We start from the raw sequence: 16818 nt of genomic DNA on the forward strand, positions 1-16818 counted from the left end.
GTTGTCATGGATGTTGAACCCGACTGGCTTGTCTGGGCGCGCGAAATTCAGGCCATCGCGCAAACGGGCCTGACCTTTACAGAAAATCCTTACGACCGAGAGCGTTACGAGGCGTTGCGCGCCCTTTCCGCCCGCATTTTCGCCGCACGAACGAATGCTCTTACAGAGCGCATCGAGACGCTATTCGAGGGCGAGACCGGGTATGCGACGCCAAAGATCGACGTACGCGCGGCTGTCTTTGACGAGAGCGATCGGTTGCTGATGGTGCGGGAAGTCGCCGACCAGCACCGCTGGACGCTGCCCGGCGGTTGGGCAGACGTAAATCTCACCACCGCGGAGAATGCGATTAAGGAGGTCGTGGAGGAAAGCGGGTATCGCGTTAGGGTGACGAAGCTTGCGGCATTGTGGGACCGCACGAGGCAGGGACATCCCAACGGCGTGTTTTCTTGCGCGAAGGTGTTCTTTTTGTGTGATCTGCTCGACGGTAAGGCCACGACAAGTCTGGAGACGTCTGAGGTCGGGTGGTTTGCGCAAGGTTGCGTCCCCAATGATCTTTCAGTCGGACGCGTGACGTCGATGCAGATATCACGAATGTTTGACCATCGGCGTAATCCTGAACTCGCGACGGATTTCGAGTAAACTCAAATCCACCCGTTTCATGGGTGTACGTGAACGACCGTCAGAATTGCTCCAGCAGTCGGTTGAAATCTGGGCCCGTCTCGTGCAGTGGCTCGCGTCTCACTTATTGTTTTGTCGAGCCATACAGAGATTCTAGATGGGGTTTCCTCGGAGGTAATTACGCTATCTTTGGACCGTTGGCACGTGCCCTGTGGAACATTGAGCGACAATCGGCCAGTCTGCACACGTGGCACCGCGTGAAACATCCAGCGCAATGTTTAGCTTATCAAAAAATACGTAATAAAATGGCGATTTTGGCAGAAACTTTATGCAAAATCGGAGTATTGTATGCAGATTTGTGAATTTTTCTAATTATTATCCATGATAAATAACTTCTTTCAGGTTGAATGAAAATTAAATATTTTATAATATCCATTGTGTATTTTATTATATACTACACATTTTCATAATTATATTGCAAACGCTGCGATGAATTAACATTATCTGCGTCGTAATTACTCATAAATGCCATATTGTGTAGATTTTTTCTTGTAACGCACGCCAATATTAAAGATAATTTAGAAAGTTATTATATTATATAATAATTTTTTGCATTTACTTTGCTTTGACTGGCTGTCGCGCGATGCGCGATCACTCACTATTAAATCAATGCATTATGAAAGCACATGACGGCGTCTGATAGCGCGGTTAATGCGATTGCACGGTACCGATAGTTTAAAATTAAACTATGTAAGTAATTACATACATAATTGTAGACAAAAAAATATCAATTCTATATTTACTAAATAGTATAACTATACATATTCGATTAATACAAGATATTGTTTTATTTATGTGGATTTTATTCTGATTTAAATTCTAAGATTACCCGTCTCCCATTAGGGAGCGTCATTCTCAAGGAAACTCAAAATGTATGCTCTTCTTTTCGCCGAGGAAGTTGTCGATCGTGGAGCGCTCCGCGTCCACGCACGTGAAGAAGTCTATGGCTCGACCCTGATCCGGGCTTGCGCGCAAGGAGATATCAATTCGATAAAGGCTTTGCTGGTTGGATTTTGGCCGTTCGTAAAGGCATTTGAGACTGCAATCGACGCCCGCGTCGGACGTATGCCGACCAGACCTCTGGTGCAGCGTTTCGGACAAAGTCGTGTGCGTGCGTTCTTCAACGAAGCGCGTGAGGCCGTTCGGGAAATGAAGGACGAGGAAGGGTCCCATGCCCTTCTTTGGCGTCGCGCGGCGGATGAGATCGGTGTGGAGTTGGAAGAAAGCTCTGTAGTCCCGGGCGTCGCCGCGCTCCTTGAGAGCGCGAACTCAGACGATGAGGTCGAATTTTTCTGCTGGCTTGCCGGAACCGAATATATCGCTGAAGAGCTGGCAGCTTATCTCTGCCACTCACCTGCTTTCAATGGTAAATTTTCCTCGGGCCGTTGGGTTTGGGGATTGGCTCATCTGATGGACGAGCACGAGGGTCCGTCACACTTGGAAATCGATGAGGATCTTGCTCGTGCGTATCATCCTTCGACAGATCCAGCAGTCGTTGGGACTGCCCTGTTCTCTCACATCCGGCGTTGCGAAAAATTATTTGGAGAAGCCGCGGCGGATGTTGGGCACATGCTGGCGCAAGAGATCGTCTAATTTTTGATTTATTTTGAAAAAATAAAGCTGAAACAATGCGGTATCATGAAAATTCTGTCCTCGGGCGATTTTTCGTCGTAAGGTAAAGACGGCGTGAAGCGTATTGGTATTTTTTTTACCAATACGCTTTACTCTTGTACTAGGGACAGTTGACCTTGCTGTTCCGGGGCAATCGGAAGACGCATTCCTCCGAGTAATCGTGACCTCAGAGCAAAGGATATCGTCAAATTTTCTTCCGTGGTTTCATCGAGCGCTGGTTTTCTCTTTCTAGCTTCAAGTCGTCTCCTTCTCGTTACAGAGTGGAGCTTGATCTTCAGCGTATCCGTTATGCGTGTGATCTTACTCCATGGGGTAGTCTGACCAGCGCTCTCGTCGTGGGCATGTTGCTGTTCGGAACGTCAGGCACGGGCTCCGACGCGTATCGAACTTTCCTGTTCGGCGGCGTTGAGCTGGTTGCCTTCCTCCAGATTCTAGTATCGCTGGTCGTCGGCAGATACCTATCAAGACGTCGTCGTTACAAAAATGTACGTCTTATGCGGCTAGTCTTCGTCAGTTTGGGGCTGTGTCTTGGCGTCATGTGGGCGACGATGCCTCTTACGCTCTTTCCTCCAGCCCCCCCGCATCAACAAGTTATTGTCGCATGCACGTGTGCGGGCCTTATCGCTACGGCGTTGGCGTTTGTGCCTATTGCAGGAATGGCCGAGTGCCTGACGATCCCGCTTGGGACCGCGTCCGCCTATACGCTTCTTTCACTTGGCGGCAGGGATTGGTTCGCGCTGTTTGGATGTCTTGTAATATACGGGCTGTTTATCGGCTCTGTTACGGTGCAGGTAAGACGCCTTCTCGACAAAATCACTCTTTATCGCCTTGAGACGCAGGAGCAGCGTTCAACGTTGCAGTTGCTTTCCGGACGAAGCGACGCTGGCGAAATCTGGAGCTTGTGGGAAACTGACAGAAATGGAGTGATTTCATTTCTGTCTCCAGATTTGGCGCATATTTTTGACTGGAAGCCTTCGTTAGAAATGCCTCACAATTTCCTTAATACTTTAAAAGAAAAATACATAAATTCTACGAATGATATCCGTGGCCCAATTTCAAAAAAAATTGTCGATTTCACGCATATGGTGAATTGTTTAAATGAATCAATTTCATTCCGCGATATTGTTGTGCCACTGAAAGTAAATGATACGGTTTCTTTGTGGTCATTTACAGGCCGCCCAATGTTCGACGATCATCAGGATTACTGCGGATTTCGTGGCCTGGCTTATGATGTGACAGACACATTTACGGAGCGATTCGAAGAAGCGCATCAGGCGCGCAATGACGCCGTGACGGGCATACCTAATCGCCATGCGTTGAATGAGGCCTTGCGCAATGCGCTGAGCGATCTTGGGCGCACCGGACGGACCTTTGCGTTCTATCTTGTCGACCTGGATGAATTTAAGCGGGTGAATGACAGGTTAGGCCACAATGCTGGAGACGCCGTACTTAGGGTTGCGGCAGCTCGACTTGCGCGTGTGGGTGGGGATGGCGCGTTTGTTGCACGATTTGGCGGCGACGAATTTGCCCTACTCCTGCAGGACATAAATCCGCCTGAAGCGATCCACGCCGCGCAGGACATCGTTGATCTATTTTTGGAACCTGTAAAACTGTCCGATCAGGACGTGGTCGTGCATGTAAGCGTAGGCTTGGCTCTGGCGCCTGTAAGTGGTGACAGCATCGAGTCGATACTAGATGCAGCCGATCTTGCTATGTACAACGCCAAACGAGCCGGTAAAAATACGTGGTCTTGCTTTGAGAGCTCAATGAGCGGGCAGATTGAGCAGCGTCGCGTGCTTCTGGGGCAGTTCCGTGAAGCCGTTACCAATCGGGAAATAGTTCTCGCTTACCAACCACTGATCGACGCCAGGACCCTAACTCTTGTCGGCTTTGAAGCTCTGGCTCGTTGGCCGCAGCCCGATGGCAGTTTTGTGCCCCCGGATCGCTTCATTCTGCTGGCTGAAGAAACCGGTTTGATCTGCGAACTTGGCAACTATCTGCTTGAGCAGGCATGCAGGACGGCGGTTTCATGGCCGACGGATCTGACGGTCGCGGTAAACGTTTCCGTAGGGCAGCTTCAAGCCCCGGATTTCCTCCTCACCTTACGGACAATCCTGAAAAAAACCGGATTGCCACCTGCGAGGCTCGAGCTGGAAGTGACGGAGAGCATCTTCATGGACGTCAACAGCACCTGCGCCGGTGTGTTGCACGGCCTTTCTGATCTGGGAATCAAACTCGCGCTCGACGATTTCGGGCGCGGATATTCATCGCTTGGATTTCTCAAGGAGTTCGATTTCTATAAGCTGAAACTTGATATGGGCTTCATTCGAGATATGAATCACGACAGGCGGTCGGCCGCTATCGTGCGTTCTGTTATAGAGCTTGCTTCCGAGCTCGGCGTTGTCGTCACGGCAGAGGGGGTTGAGACTAGAAGCCAACTCGACGCACTGAGGCGTTACGGCTGCACCCAGGTGCAGGGTTATTTGTTCAGCCCGGCAATTTCCGGCGAAGAGACCGCCCTCATCGCTGAGAAGTCGAGATTTAGCCCGCTTCATTTTTTTGAAACAGGCGCCCGGAGCGCGTAAGCCTCTTTCGGAGGCAGGCCCCCAGCTTCATCATGTCAGGAAAAAGCCCGTCACCGCGCCTGATAGGCAGGCCACCGCCAAGCTGGACCTATCGTGGTGATATGGATGGGAAAAGTCGGGCTTAAGCTCCGTTCTGCGCTCGATGCCGGAGCAGGTGGTCCGCCAGCACGCAGGCCATCATAGCTTCTCCCACGGGCGCCGCACGAATGCCTACGCAAGGGTCATGCCGGCCCTTGGTCACCACGTCGACCTCTTCGCCCTGCCGGTTTACGGACGGCACGGGCGTAAGCATGGAACTGGTGGGTTTCACGGCGAAGCGTGCGACAATCGGCTGCCCAGTCGATATGCCGCCGAGAATTCCGCCCGCGTGATTGCTCTCGAATACGATGCGATTGCCGTGCATGCGCATGGCGTCAGCATTTTGCGGGCCAGTGTATCCTGCGACGGCGAAACCGTCTCCGATCTCGACGCCCTTGACGGCGTTGATGCTCATCAGCGCCGCTGCGATGTCGGCGTCCAGCTTGCCATAGATCGGCGCCCCGAGCCCGGCGGGGGCGCCCTCCACGACGACCTCTATGGTCGCGCCAACGGAGGAACCAGCCTTGCGAATGGCGGATAAATATTGTTCCCAGACCGGGACAATGGCCGCGTCCGGAGCAAAGAACGGGTTACGGTTCACTTCATCCCAGTCCCAACGGGAACGGTCGATCGCATGTTCGCCTATTTGCACCAGCGCAGCGCGGATTACGACGCCGCCGCCCAGGACGCGACGCGCTATGGCGCCCGCCGCTACCCGCATGGCCGTCTCTCGGGCGGACGATCGGCCGCCGCCACGATAGTCCCTTACGCCATATTTTATGTCGTAGACGACATCGGCGTGACCGGGGCGGTAAGTGTTGGCTATCTCGCCATAGTCTTTCGATCGTTGGTCAGTGTTCTCGATGATCAGCGATATGGGCGTCCCGGTCGTCACGCCCTCGAACACGCCGGAGCAGATACGCACTTCGTCGGGTTCGCGACGCTGCGTGGTGAAGACGGACTGCCCGGGGCGACGGCGGTCGAGGAATGGTTGGATGTCGGCTTCGCTCAGGGCGAGACGCGGTGGGCAGCCGTCCACGACACAGCCAATCGAAGGACCGTGACTTTCGCCCCAAGTGGTCACACGAAAAAGATGGCCGAAGCTGTTATGCGACATATCGTCCCTGCCCTCGCCGCGCCCGCCGCGTTATTCGCCGACGACCGAAATATCGGGCGCTTTCGGGTTTTTCATGCCAACGATGTGATAACCTGAATCGACATGATGGACTTCGCCCGTCACGCCGCCGGAGAGTGCTGACAGCATGTAAAGACCGGCGCCGCCGACTTCGCTCAACGACACATTGCGCTCAAGCGGCGCGTTGTACTGATTCCACTTCAAAATATAGCGGAAATCGCCGATGCCGCTCGCGGCCAGCGTCTTGATCGGACCAGCGGAAATTGCGTTTACGCGAATGCCGTCGGCGCCGAGATCAGCCGCCATGTAGCGCACTGACGCCTCAAGAGCCGCCTTGGCGACGCCCATCACGTTATAATGCGGCATCACGCGCTCGGCGCCGAGATACGACAGCGTCAAAAGCGAACCACCGGGATTCATCATCGCAGCGGCGCGACGCGCGACAGCCGTGAAAGAGTAGCAGGAGATATCGAGCGCCGTCAGGAATGCGTCGCGGGGCGTGTCGAGATAACGACCGCGCAGGAATTGCTTGTCAGCCCAACCAATAGCGTGGACTACGAAGTCGATCTTTCCCCACTCCTTCTCGATGAGCGAGAAAGTCTCGTCGATGGCGGCGTCGTCGCTGACGTCGCAGGGCAGCACCAGCGTCGCGCCGATGCTTTCCGCAAGCGGGCGCACGCGCTTGCCCAGAGCCTCGCCCTGATACGTGAAGGCGATCTCGCCTCCCTGCGCGGCGACGGCGGCGGCGATGGCCCAGGCGATGGAGCGGTCGTTGGCGACACCCATGACGACGCCGCGTTTGCCGCGCATCAGGTCGCCCTTTACCGGGCCTTCTTCAACCGACGATGTATCTGCGGCGTCTGACATGAGAGGCTCCCCGTTCAGCTAAGGAGGTGACAAAACCGGACGGGTCGTTGCACAACATAGGCTTGGGAACAAGTCGAGAAACGCGAACGCATCTCCGCCCTGCACGAAAACACGATGGAAGATGTGTTTGAACGCGTGAGAGCATGACATCCGCGCGATGATGCGAGACACCCCGACAACACGAGGCCCCTTAGTGATGACACAGAGCGACGCGTCTCCCCTTATCGACCTCGACGCCGATCCATTCGACTTTTTCGCGCTCTGGATGACGGACGCTGAAGCGTCGGAACCGAACGATCCGAACGCCATGACGCTGGCCACGGTTACTGCGGATGGCCGGCCGGACGCGCGGATCATTCTCCTTAAGGGCGTTGATCGCTCCGGTTTCACTTTCTACACGAATCTTGAAAGCCGAAAGGCGGCTGAACTGACTGCGACGCCTTTCGCCGCGCTGCTGTTTCATTGGAAGACTCTAAGGCGACAGATTCGTATCGAAGGCTCGATCTCACCCGTCAGCACGGAAGAGGCCGACGCCTATTTCGCCAGCCGCCGACGTATGTCGCAGATCGGCGCGATCGCCTCCGACCAGTCCCGGCCCCTTCCCGATCGCTCGATTTTTGAAGAGCGCATCCACGCCGTCGAGAAGAAATACGAAGGCCAGCCTGTGCCCCGTCCGGCCAACTGGTCGGGTTTTCGCTTGACCCCGGACCGATTTGAATTCTGGCAGGATCGCCCATTTCGGCTGCATGATCGCGCGATATGGGTTGCGTCGGACGCCGGGTGGAGCGTCACCCGCCTTTACCCCTGAGACTACGCGTTTCCACGCAACGACGTCTCCGGCATGGCGTTTAGGGAGCGAAAAGCCGTATACTCGCCCGACAGGAGGCAATCGGACGCGCTCTTCAATCATGCCGGGCGCAGCTCTCTGGTCCTTCCTTGTGTTCCGGGAACCGCCGCCCTTGCGCGGCGATGACTGGCCATTCGAACATCCGCGCCAAGCGAGAGGTCGCCATGAAACAGGTCAGCAAAATTCTTCTCCCTCTGAGCAGCGTGCGAAATGCGGACGCTGCGCTGATAATCGGGCGCAATTTCGCACGGCGATTCAAGGCGCATCTGGCCGTGCTGCATGTGCGTCCCGACGGGCGCGACATCGCGCCTCTGGCGGGCGAAGGGCTGACCGGCGGAATGGTCGAGGATCTGATGTCGGCGGCGGAGCGCGAGGGCGCGAGGCGCACACGCGAAGTGCAGGAGGTTTTCGAGACCTTCGCCGCTCATGCAGGCATCGCCGTCGTTCCGCCGCGTATTCCATTCCCGCAGGATGAGGCGAGCGTCAGCTTCAACGTCATCAAGGGATCGGAAAGCGAGATCGTTCCGTTCCACGCGCGGCTGTCAGATTTCACGCTGGTCGCTCACCCGGACAGCGGGGACGAGGTGTCTTCGTCCGAAGCGCTTCACGCAGTGCTGTTCGATAGCGGCCGCCCTGCCGTCATCGCTCCGCGCGAACCAATGGCGCACATGGTCAAGCGCGTGTGCATCGCATGGAACGGCACGGCCGAAGCCGCCTCGGCTTTACGTGGTGTAATCGCATGGGCGAGCACCGCGGAGCGCGTGCGCGTGCTGCATTGCGGGGACTATCAGCGACGTGGCCCGGAAGCGCGGGAGGTCGTCGATTACTTGTCGATGCACAATATCACGGCCGATCGGGTGGAGTTCGCGCCCGTCGAGCGGGATGTGGGCAAGGGGCTCCTTGCGGCGTGCAAGGACTTCGAAGCCGATATGCTCGCCATGGGCGCATATTCCCATTCGCGGTTGCGCCAGCTCATTCTCGGCGGCGTGACCCGTCATGTGCTGGAGCATGCGACGTTGCCGGTTCTGATGAGCCGCTGATCTGTCGTCGTTGCATCCTCAGGCGCGGTAATTTACCGCGCTGTAGAGGCGTCGCCTTTCGAGAGCGCACAAATCTGTAGTTGCGCGTCACGGTGCACGCCACCCAGTTTTTCGCATTGCTGGGTCAGTTCAAGTCCATAGGCGGACAGAACTGACAGCGCGGTCCGAGACGGCGGCCCGGCGGAGACAACGGCGGGCTTTGCCCCCGCCGCCGCCAGCCCTGCTCTGATTTGCCGTGTGAACGGAGAATTCTGGGACGGGTCGCGGTTGTCCCAATCTGTCATGCCAACCAACGTCGCCGCAGGCGAGAAGAACGCACCGACAAACGCAAATGGTTCGCCCGCGATGAAAACCATGGTCGTATCCTGAAATTGCGTTGGAATGGTCACGTCATATGTGGTCCGCAGCCAGTTCGTGTGTCCCCAGTCAGAGGTGCGTAGGCTGGCGAATGATCCCACCTCAATCACAATGAGCAGCACAACGGAAAATCGCGGGGAGAGCAGTCGGTCCAGGCAGGCGCCGATTATGACGCCTGAGATGATTTCTCCCGGCAGGAAATAACGCTGTATGGAAAATGCGCCCATCCAGACCGCCAACGAAATCAGGAAGAATGCGATCACATTGATAAGGAGGTCGGGTGGCTCGATATTTTCGCTCTGCCGACGCCGGACCGGTAGTCGCGACGCGATAATGCGGACGGCCAGAGCACAGATCAGCGCGAGAGCGATGAGAGGGCGAATATCGCGGAAAAACAGTTCGGACGTAATAGACCCGCCTCGCGCCCAGCGAAACGGAAATGACAGGGCGGTCAATAGGGAGTGAGGCACATACGCAGTGTCACGATATGATCGGCTTGCGCCCTCTGTGGCGTAAAAAATGCTGTTAAAGTAAGGAAAAACAGGATTTCCGAACTTCAGGGAGCACAAGACGAACAGCCAGCCCGATGAAGCGATCAGTCCCGTCATAAACGCCATCGGCTGTGCCGCAAGCGTTCGGAAGGGCATGCGCCCACGAACGAAGGGCTTTGCGCCGATCAGAAGAAGCCCGGGTTCGTAAATCCCGCAGGTCAGTTTGAGTCCCGCAGCTACCCCGAGGGACAGGCCAGACAAAATCAGGTTTCGTACGTCTCCGAAACGGAGCCACTTCAGGGAGAAATACAGGGACGCAAGAATTGGCGTAGCCAGCGCTGCGTCGGCGAATGATGTTCCGGCTTCAGACCAAAGCATGGGCGACGCCAAAGCGAGCAGGATCGTCAATATTCGGGCTAAGGGGCGTGACGCGTTCGTTCCCGGGAATAGAATTCGGACCACGCCTATCAACGGGAAGATCGCCGTCGACTGGAGGGCGCATTGTAAGACCGTAGCGAATTTAGGGCCGACAAGTGTCGTCGCCGCGTACCACGGGACGTAAACGAGGGGATTGAGATAGGTGTGCACTATCTGTGCAGGCGCGATATCTTGCCAGTAACGCCAGTGCATAAGAGCATAGGAAACGTAATAATGGTAGTTAATCTGGTCGTAATTGATATCCTGTTTTCCACGGAATGAAACAATTATTAGTGAAATGAAAAACGCGGCCCACATTGATACGATAAATAATGCTTGACGGCGGAATTTTACGCGCATTCATACACTCCATGATCTGACGATGAGCGCCACGTTCCGCCGCATTTGTAAAGCGAGTTTCCGTTGGATTTTTTCGTCACGACGGATATCCGTCGTGACGCCACCACGCGCTTCTATAGACCGACGCTCGTCTGATCGCCCACCCAACACCCCACAGAACGAGTTTTTTTCTCTCGGGAATTTTTCATTGCTGAACGGCTCGCGTTGCATCCAGGCGTAACCGTGAGGCCGCTTCGGCATGGACACGCAGGTTCATACGGTATGTGGCGCCCGAGCAGTCTTGCCGTTGTTTCAGGGAAACGTTTCCGAGATCCGGCACGGCGCATACACGGCATAAAATTGTTCCGTTGGGGTTGCTGCGTGCGCCTGCGCCTTGCCTGCCCTGTCGGGGCTTCCTATACGTCTCGGTCCCGCCAGAACGGCACGTAGCCCGGACGGCAACAGAAAGGGCAGCTATAGCCCTCAGGACAGACCGGCCATGACCGAAGAGTTCCATCGCATCCGTCGCCTTCCTCCTTACGTTTTCGCGGAGGTCAACAAGGCCAAGGCCGCCGCCAGGGCCCGGGGCGAGGACATCATCGATCTTGGCATGGGCAATCCCGACAGCCCGACCCCGCCGCACATTGTCAAGAAGCTGATCGAGACGGTGGCCGACCCACGCTCACACCGCTATTCGGTCAGCCGTGGCATCCCCGGCCTTCGTAAGGCGCTGGCTGGCTATTACGAGCGCCGCTTCGACGTGAAGCTGGACCCGGAGACCGAGGTCATTGCGACGCTCGGCTCGAAGGAAGGCCTCGCAAACCTCGCTGCTGCGATCACCAGCCCGGGCGACACAATCCTCGTTCCGAATCCGTCCTACCCGATTCATCAGTTCGGCTTCATCATCGCAGGCGCGTCGGTCCGCTCCATCCCTGCCTATCCGGGCGAGGACATGCTGCGCGCGCTCGACCGGGCGGTTCGTCATTCGGTTCCGAAACCGACCGCCCTGATCGTCAACTTTCCGTCGAACCCAACGGCGTTCCTCGCGGATCTTGATTTCTACAAGGAACTCGTCGCGTTCGCCCGGCGAGAAGAAATCTTTATCCTCTCCGATCTCGCCTACTCAGAAATTTATTTCGGCGATCTTGTGCCGCCGTCGATCCTCGCCGTCCCCGGCGCAAAGGACATCGCTGTCGAATTTACCTCGCTCTCGAAGACCTATTCGATGGCGGGCTGGCGTATGGGCTTCGCCGCAGGCAATCCCCGCCTGGTCAGCGCGCTGACACGAATCAAGTCGTATCTCGACTACGGCGCGTTCACCCCGATCCAGGTGGCGGCCGTCGCCGCTCTCAGCGGTCCGCAGGACTGCGTGGCGGAAATCCGCGCGCTCTATAAGGAGCGCCGCGACGTGCTGTTGCGTGGTCTGCACGCCGCCGGATGGGAAGTCCCCTCGCCCGAAGGGTCAATGTTCGCCTGGGCGCCAATCCCGGAAAAATTCCGCGACATGGGCAGTGTGGCGTTCTCCAAGCTGCTGCTGCAGGAAGCGGGCGTCGCGGTCGCCCCGGGGTTGGGCTTCGGTGAGTATGGCGAAGGATTCGTACGGATCGGCCTGGTCGAAAACACGCAACGCCTGCGTCAGGCGACCCGCGCCATTCGCGGTTTTCTGTCCGCCCATGGTATCGCCCCTAAATCCGGCGCCCCAGCCAGCGCCCAGCCAGCCGAGCCGTCCGCTTTTGAGGAGAACACCGCATCGTGACGTCTGGAGCCTTTCTGTCCGCCGCCGGGCAGCCGCTGCGCCTTGGCGTCGCCGGTCTTGGAACCGTCGGCGCCGGCCTCGCCCTTCTTCTGCGTGACAACGCCGATCTGATCACCGCCCGCGCCGGACGGCCAATCGTCATTACGGCGGTGGCGGCGCGCGATCGCACGCGCGACCGGGGCGTAGATCTTGGTTCATGCCGTTGGTACGACGATGCGGCGGGACTAGCGACCGACCCGGACGTTGACGTGGTGGTCGAACTGATCGGCGGCGCAGAAGGCAAAGCCCGCGAACTGGTCGAGGCGGCGCTCGCCAATAGCAAGCCGGTCGTCACCGCGAACAAGGCTCTTGTCGCGGTTCACGGGGAGGCTCTCGGTCTTCTCAGCGAAAAGCAGTCCACGCCCCTGCTCTACGAAGCGGCGGTCGCAGGCGGCATTCCAGCCATCAAGACGGTGCGCGAAGGGTTGGCGGCTGACCGGCTGCTGCGGATCGGCGGCATCCTGAACGGCACCTGCAACTATATTCTCACCGCGATGCGCGAGACGGGGCGCGATTTCGCTGACGTGCTGGCCGAGGCTCAGGCGCTGGGTTACGCAGAGGCCGACCCCTCGACCGACGTCGATGGCGTGGACGCCGCGCACAAGCTGGCGATCCTCGCCTCCCTCGCGTTCGGACGCCCGGTTCAGTTCGACAGCGTCCACGTCGAAGGCATCCGACAGATCGGAGCACTGGACCTGAGTGCGGCGAAGGCTCTTGGTTATCGGATCAAATTGCTGGGCCTGGCCCGGCAGGCCGAACGTGGAATCGAGGCACGTGTGTCGCCGTGCCTCGTGCCGCACACCTCGCCCATCGCGCAGGTGGACGGCGTGTTCAACGCGGTGATCGCCGAGGGCGCGTTCGTTGGGCGGCTGATGGTGGAAGGCCGCGGCGCCGGCGCCGGACCGACGGCGAGCGCTGTGGCGGCGGACCTGATTGATCTTGCGCGCGGCAAGCCCGCTCCGGTGTGGGGTGTGAGCGCGGCGGAACTGGAGCCGGTTCGTAGCCGTCCGATTTCGGAGCGCGAAGGGGCGTTCTACCTGCGCCTTAGCGTCGCTGATCGTGCGGGCGTGCTCGCAGACATCACCGCCATCCTTCGAGACTGCGGCGTGTCGCTCAACAGCATGGTGCAGCACCCGGCTGCGGAGGCTGGCGCCGACGTTCCTCTGATTCTGGTGACTCATCCGACGCGTGAAGCTGGGATGCAGGACGCAACAACACGTATCGCCGCCCTCCCGGTGGTGTCGGACACTCCGATCCTGATCCGTATCGAAACCATCTGAGTTGCGTCTACCGCCCCTGAAAAGGCGGGGGTTCGGAGTATTTTTTGCGCGACTCATTTGCAGAGTCCTGCGGCCGGACCTTAGCCGGATTTTCGGGATCGGCGTCATTTCGCATGTCTTTGTGACGCTGCGCCCCAAAGACGCTGCGCCCCAAAAAAGACCGATATGCGTCGTAACGGCGGATATCGGGGCTCCCTCAACTAACTCTCGACGAGACTCGCCTGTCCGAGTCACGATCCGGCCATACGTCCTCGGGCGAGTTGAGAGCCGCCCCGGGCGAAGCGCCTGCGTTTGCAACCTGCGGCGCGACATGCCACGCAATCGGAACATCATCTCGGAGAACGAAGAATGTCGGCTGACACGCGCAAGGGAAGTTTTATCGTCTCGGACCGCAATCTCGCGCTCGAACTGGTGCGCGTGACCGAAGCCGCGGCCCTAGCTTCCTCGCACTGGACCGGTCGCGGCGACAAGAATGAAGCTGATGGCGCAGCCGTCGAGGCCATGCGGACAGCGTTCGACACGGTCGCTATCGATGGCACGGTCGTGATTGGCGAAGGCGAAATGGACGAAGCGCCGATGCTCTATATCGGCGAGAAAGTCGGCGCCGGCGGCCCGGCCATGGACATCGCCGTCGATCCGCTTGAAGGCACCACACTCTGCGCGAAGGATCTTCCGAACGCGCTGACCGTCGTGGCGTTGGCGGAGAAAGGCAATTTTCTTCACGCCCCGGACGTCTACATGGACAAGATCGTCGTCGGCGCAGGCCTTCCTGACGGCGTCGTCGATCTGGATGCGTCGATCGGGGAGAACATCCGCAACCTCGCCAAAGCGCGCGGCAAAGACATTGGTGAGATCGTCCTGTGCGCGCTCGATCGTGATCGCCACGCCGAACTGATCGCGAAGACGCGTGAGGCGGGCGCCCGCGTAAAGCTGATTTCCGACGGAGACGTCGCCGCCGCTATCGACGCCTGCTTCACACAGGGCTCGGTCGATATTTACGCGGGCTCCGGCGGCGCTCCGGAAGGCGTTCTCGCCGCCGCTGCGGTCCGCTGCATGAACGGGCAGATGCAGGCTCGGCTTCTGTTCGAAGACGACGCCCAGCGTGAGCGCGCCGTAACCATGAACCCAGGCAAGAATCCCGACCGCAAGTTAGGCCTGACGGACCTCGCCTCGGGCGACGTTCTGTTTTCGGCGACCGGCGTGACGTCCGGCTTCCTGCTGCGCGGCATCCGTCGTCACGCCGATCACGCGACGACGCATTCACTGGTGATGCGCTCCAAGTCCGGCACGCTCCGTTTCGTCGAAGGGCATCATAACTTCGCTACGAAGACCTGGGGCACGCGCTGATTCGTCTCATGACGTCTCTTCACATGCGGACAAGCCTGTGATGCCTACAGCTGACGTTGTGGCGTCAGAGGAGCGCGTGGAGCATTCTGCAGCTCTCGGCGTTGAGGCGAGCTGTTCGGGCCGTCCCTGGCGCTGGCGCGACGGCGTTGAGGCGCCAGCCGTCACGCGCCTGGGATCGGCGATCGCCCAGCGTTACGGAACGTCCGAGATCGTCGGGCGTATCATGGCGTTGCGCGACGTGGGGTTGGCTACGGCCCCGGACTTTCTTGAGCCTACGTTGCGTGCGCTCATGCCTGATCCGTCATGCGTGATCGATATGGACGTCGGCGCCGCCCGTCTCGCTCGCGCGGTGCGCGATGGGGAGACCGTCGGCGTTTTTGGAGACTACGACGTGGATGGCGCCTGCGCGTCCGCGCTGATGGCGGATGTGCTGCGTGAATTGGGTTGTGTGGTTCACACCCATATTCCTGATCGTATGACTGAGGGTTACGGGCCGAATGCCCCTGCCCTGCTTTCCCTTGTCGAGCGCGGCGCCAGTCTCGTCGTGTGCGTCGATTGCGGGACTGCTGCGAGCGATATCCTGAGTTGCCTGGACGGCCGCGCGGACGTCGTGGTGATAGATCATCACAAGTCCGAAGGCGCGCCGCCGCAGATTCTGGCGACGATCAATCCGAACCGCCCGGAATGCGCTTCGGGGCTGGGCGGACTGTGCGCCGCCGGGCTGTCGTTCGTCACAGCTGTCGCGATGATCCGCGATCTGCGGCGAAGCGGTTGGTTCACGGATGGCCGCGAGGCGCCGGATTTGATGCGACAGCTCGATCTGGTTGCGCTCGCCACCGTGTGCGACGTCATGCCGCTCACCGGCCTCAACCGAGCCTTTGTCACGCAGGGGTTGCGGATTATGGGCAGACAAGCGCGGTTGGGGCTGTCGACGCTTCTTGGGGTCGCGGGTGTGCAGAGCGCGCCGTCGGCGTTCTCATGCGGATACGCGCTGGGGCCGCGTATCAACGCGGGCGGCCGTATTGCCGAGGCGGATCTCGGTCTGAGGCTTCTGCTAAGCGAGGATAAAGACGACGCGCAGTGGATCGCCGAGCGGCTGGACGCGATCAATCGCAAACGACAGGACGTTGAGGCCTCGATCCTCGACCGCGCCATGGAGCAGGCCGAAGCGCAGTGCGAGGCAGGGCGCGCTGTCATATTGCTCGCCAGCAAGGAGTGGCATGTCGGCGTAGTCGGTATTGTCGCCGGGCGGGTCAAGGAAAAATTCAATCGTCCGGCTTTGATTGGCGCTGAACTGGCCGACGGCCTGGTCAAGGGTTCCGGCCGCTCCGTTCCGGGTATTGACCTCGGGTCGGCGGTCATTGCTGCGCGCGAGGCAGGGTTGCTGAAGACCGGCGGCGGCCACGCCATGGCTGCAGGTTTCAGCTTGGCGACGGAAGATATCCCTGCCCTGCATGCTTTTCTCAACGAGCGCCTCGCTGTTGCCGCGCAAAGACCCGCGACAACAGTCCTTGAAATCGATGCTGCGATCACTTCGGCGGGCGCCAACACAGAAATCGCCAAGGACCTTGGTCGTCTGGCTCCGTTTGGCAATGGCAATGAAGAGCCGTTGCTGGTCCTGACGCATGTGCGGGTCGTTCGGACAGACAGGATAGGTAAAGACGGCGCAACCCTGCGTGTTCTGCTTGAGGGAGAAGGACGTTCGGCGGTCAAGGCGCTTCTGTTCCGCGCCGGTGACAGCGCGGTGGCTGCTGCCTTGGAAGATCGCGCCCGTCCGCTCTTGCACGTTGCTGGATGGTTACGCGCTGAGTCCTGGAATGGGAGGGAGACGGCGACGTTCTTCGTGCAGGACGCGGCGCTTGCACGGTGATGACGTTTGCTGTTGAGCCAGCAGCCCAACCTCTGCGCACGATCCATATCTTGGGATGAA

The 16818-nt window shown here is 58.5% G+C and carries 12 protein-coding genes; 9 read left to right on the top strand and 3 right to left on the bottom strand.

Going from position 1 to position 16818, the window contains the following annotated elements; genetic code table 11:
• Positions 1 to 6: 6 nt before the first annotated feature.
• From G442_RS0115510 to G442_RS24055, 3 genes are all read left to right on the top strand, one after another.
• Positions 7 to 639 carry an NUDIX hydrolase gene (locus G442_RS0115510; RefSeq protein WP_026398720.1) on the top strand — a complete coding sequence of 211 codons (633 nt, stop codon included), beginning with the start codon at positions 7 to 9 and terminating at the stop codon, positions 637 to 639.
• Positions 640 to 1548: 909 nt separating this feature from the next.
• A complete protein-coding gene (locus tag G442_RS0115515; RefSeq protein ID WP_026398721.1) occupies positions 1549 to 2271 on the top strand; it encodes a hypothetical protein in 723 nt (240 codons plus the stop codon).
• A 299-nt stretch (positions 2272 to 2570) separates the two neighbouring features.
• Complete coding sequence (locus G442_RS24055) at positions 2571 to 4895, top strand: putative bifunctional diguanylate cyclase/phosphodiesterase (protein ID WP_051292411.1); 2325 nt, start codon at positions 2571 to 2573, stop codon at positions 4893 to 4895.
• 121 nt (positions 4896 to 5016) lie between these two features.
• Here G442_RS24055 and aroC read toward each other — a convergent pair whose 3' ends face one another.
• Both aroC and fabI read right to left on the bottom strand, forming a co-directional pair.
• Entirely contained in the window at positions 5017 to 6090 is a 1074-nt protein-coding gene (aroC, locus tag G442_RS0115525) for a chorismate synthase (RefSeq protein WP_026398722.1), read from the bottom strand.
• 30 nt (positions 6091 to 6120) lie between these two features.
• Entirely contained in the window at positions 6121 to 6975 is an 855-nt protein-coding gene (fabI, locus tag G442_RS0115530; RefSeq protein WP_026398723.1) for an enoyl-ACP reductase FabI, read from the bottom strand.
• Between the two features lie 196 nt (positions 6976 to 7171).
• Between fabI and pdxH the strand changes: the two genes are divergently transcribed.
• Positions 7172 to 7783, top strand: a complete 612-nt coding sequence (gene pdxH / locus G442_RS0115535; protein ID WP_035376765.1) for a pyridoxamine 5'-phosphate oxidase — start codon at positions 7172 to 7174, stop codon at positions 7781 to 7783.
• A gap of 203 nt (positions 7784 to 7986) precedes the next feature.
• Positions 7987 to 8862, top strand: a complete 876-nt coding sequence (locus G442_RS0115540) for a universal stress protein (RefSeq protein ID WP_026398725.1) — start codon at positions 7987 to 7989, stop codon at positions 8860 to 8862.
• Positions 8863 to 8894: 32 nt separating this feature from the next.
• Here the strand turns inward: G442_RS0115540 and G442_RS0115545 are convergent, their stop codons facing one another.
• A complete protein-coding gene (locus G442_RS0115545) occupies positions 8895 to 10118 on the bottom strand; it encodes a glycosyltransferase 87 family protein (RefSeq protein ID WP_154660392.1) in 1224 nt (407 codons plus the stop codon).
• An 847-nt stretch (positions 10119 to 10965) separates the two neighbouring features.
• Between G442_RS0115545 and G442_RS0115550 the strand changes: the two genes are divergently transcribed.
• The 4 genes from G442_RS0115550 to recJ all read left to right on the top strand — a co-directional run bounded on the left by G442_RS0115550 (position 10966) and on the right by recJ (position 16758).
• Positions 10966 to 12222: an LL-diaminopimelate aminotransferase gene (locus G442_RS0115550; RefSeq protein WP_026398727.1), complete on the top strand. Its 1257-nt coding sequence runs from the start codon at positions 10966 to 10968 to the stop codon at positions 12220 to 12222.
• On the top strand, positions 12219 to 13541 hold the full coding sequence (locus G442_RS0115555) for a homoserine dehydrogenase (RefSeq protein WP_051292412.1): 1323 nt from the start codon (positions 12219 to 12221) through the stop codon (positions 13539 to 13541). The genes G442_RS0115550 and G442_RS0115555 overlap by 4 nt, the downstream gene beginning before the upstream one ends.
• A 348-nt stretch (positions 13542 to 13889) precedes the next feature.
• Positions 13890 to 14888, top strand: coding sequence for a class II fructose-bisphosphatase (gene glpX, locus G442_RS0115560; protein WP_026398729.1), 999 nt, complete (start codon positions 13890 to 13892; stop codon positions 14886 to 14888).
• Between the two features lie 40 nt (positions 14889 to 14928).
• Positions 14929 to 16758 carry a single-stranded-DNA-specific exonuclease RecJ gene (recJ, locus tag G442_RS0115565; protein ID WP_051292413.1) on the top strand — a complete coding sequence of 610 codons (1830 nt, stop codon included), beginning with the start codon at positions 14929 to 14931 and terminating at the stop codon, positions 16756 to 16758.
• The last annotated feature ends 60 nt before the right edge of the window (positions 16759 to 16818 follow it).

The sequence above is a fragment of the Acetobacter nitrogenifigens DSM 23921 = NBRC 105050 genome (assembly GCF_000429165.1).
GTDB lineage: Bacteria > Pseudomonadota > Alphaproteobacteria > Acetobacterales > Acetobacteraceae > Acetobacter > Acetobacter nitrogenifigens.

Excerpts from the sequence above, each read along its gene's own strand:
- G442_RS0115510 (WP_026398720.1), top strand. The coding sequence starts at position 7 with ATGGATGTTGAACCCGACTGGCTTGTCTGGGCGCGCGAAATTCAGGCC.
- G442_RS0115515 (WP_026398721.1), top strand. The coding sequence starts at position 1,549 with ATGTATGCTCTTCTTTTCGCCGAGGAAGTTGTCGATCGTGGAGCGCTC.
- glpX (WP_026398729.1), top strand. The coding sequence starts at position 13,890 with ATGTCGGCTGACACGCGCAAGGGAAGTTTTATCGTCTCGGACCGCAAT.
- fabI (WP_026398723.1), bottom strand. The coding sequence starts at position 6,975 with ATGTCAGACGCCGCAGATACATCGTCGGTTGAAGAAGGCCCGGTAAAG.
- G442_RS0115550 (WP_026398727.1), top strand. The coding sequence starts at position 10,966 with ATGACCGAAGAGTTCCATCGCATCCGTCGCCTTCCTCCTTACGTTTTC.
- recJ (WP_051292413.1), top strand. The coding sequence starts at position 14,929 with ATGCCTACAGCTGACGTTGTGGCGTCAGAGGAGCGCGTGGAGCATTCT.
- aroC (WP_026398722.1), bottom strand. The coding sequence starts at position 6,090 with ATGTCGCATAACAGCTTCGGCCATCTTTTTCGTGTGACCACTTGGGGC.
- G442_RS0115540 (WP_026398725.1), top strand. The coding sequence starts at position 7,987 with ATGAAACAGGTCAGCAAAATTCTTCTCCCTCTGAGCAGCGTGCGAAAT.
- pdxH (WP_035376765.1), top strand. The coding sequence starts at position 7,172 with ATGACACAGAGCGACGCGTCTCCCCTTATCGACCTCGACGCCGATCCA.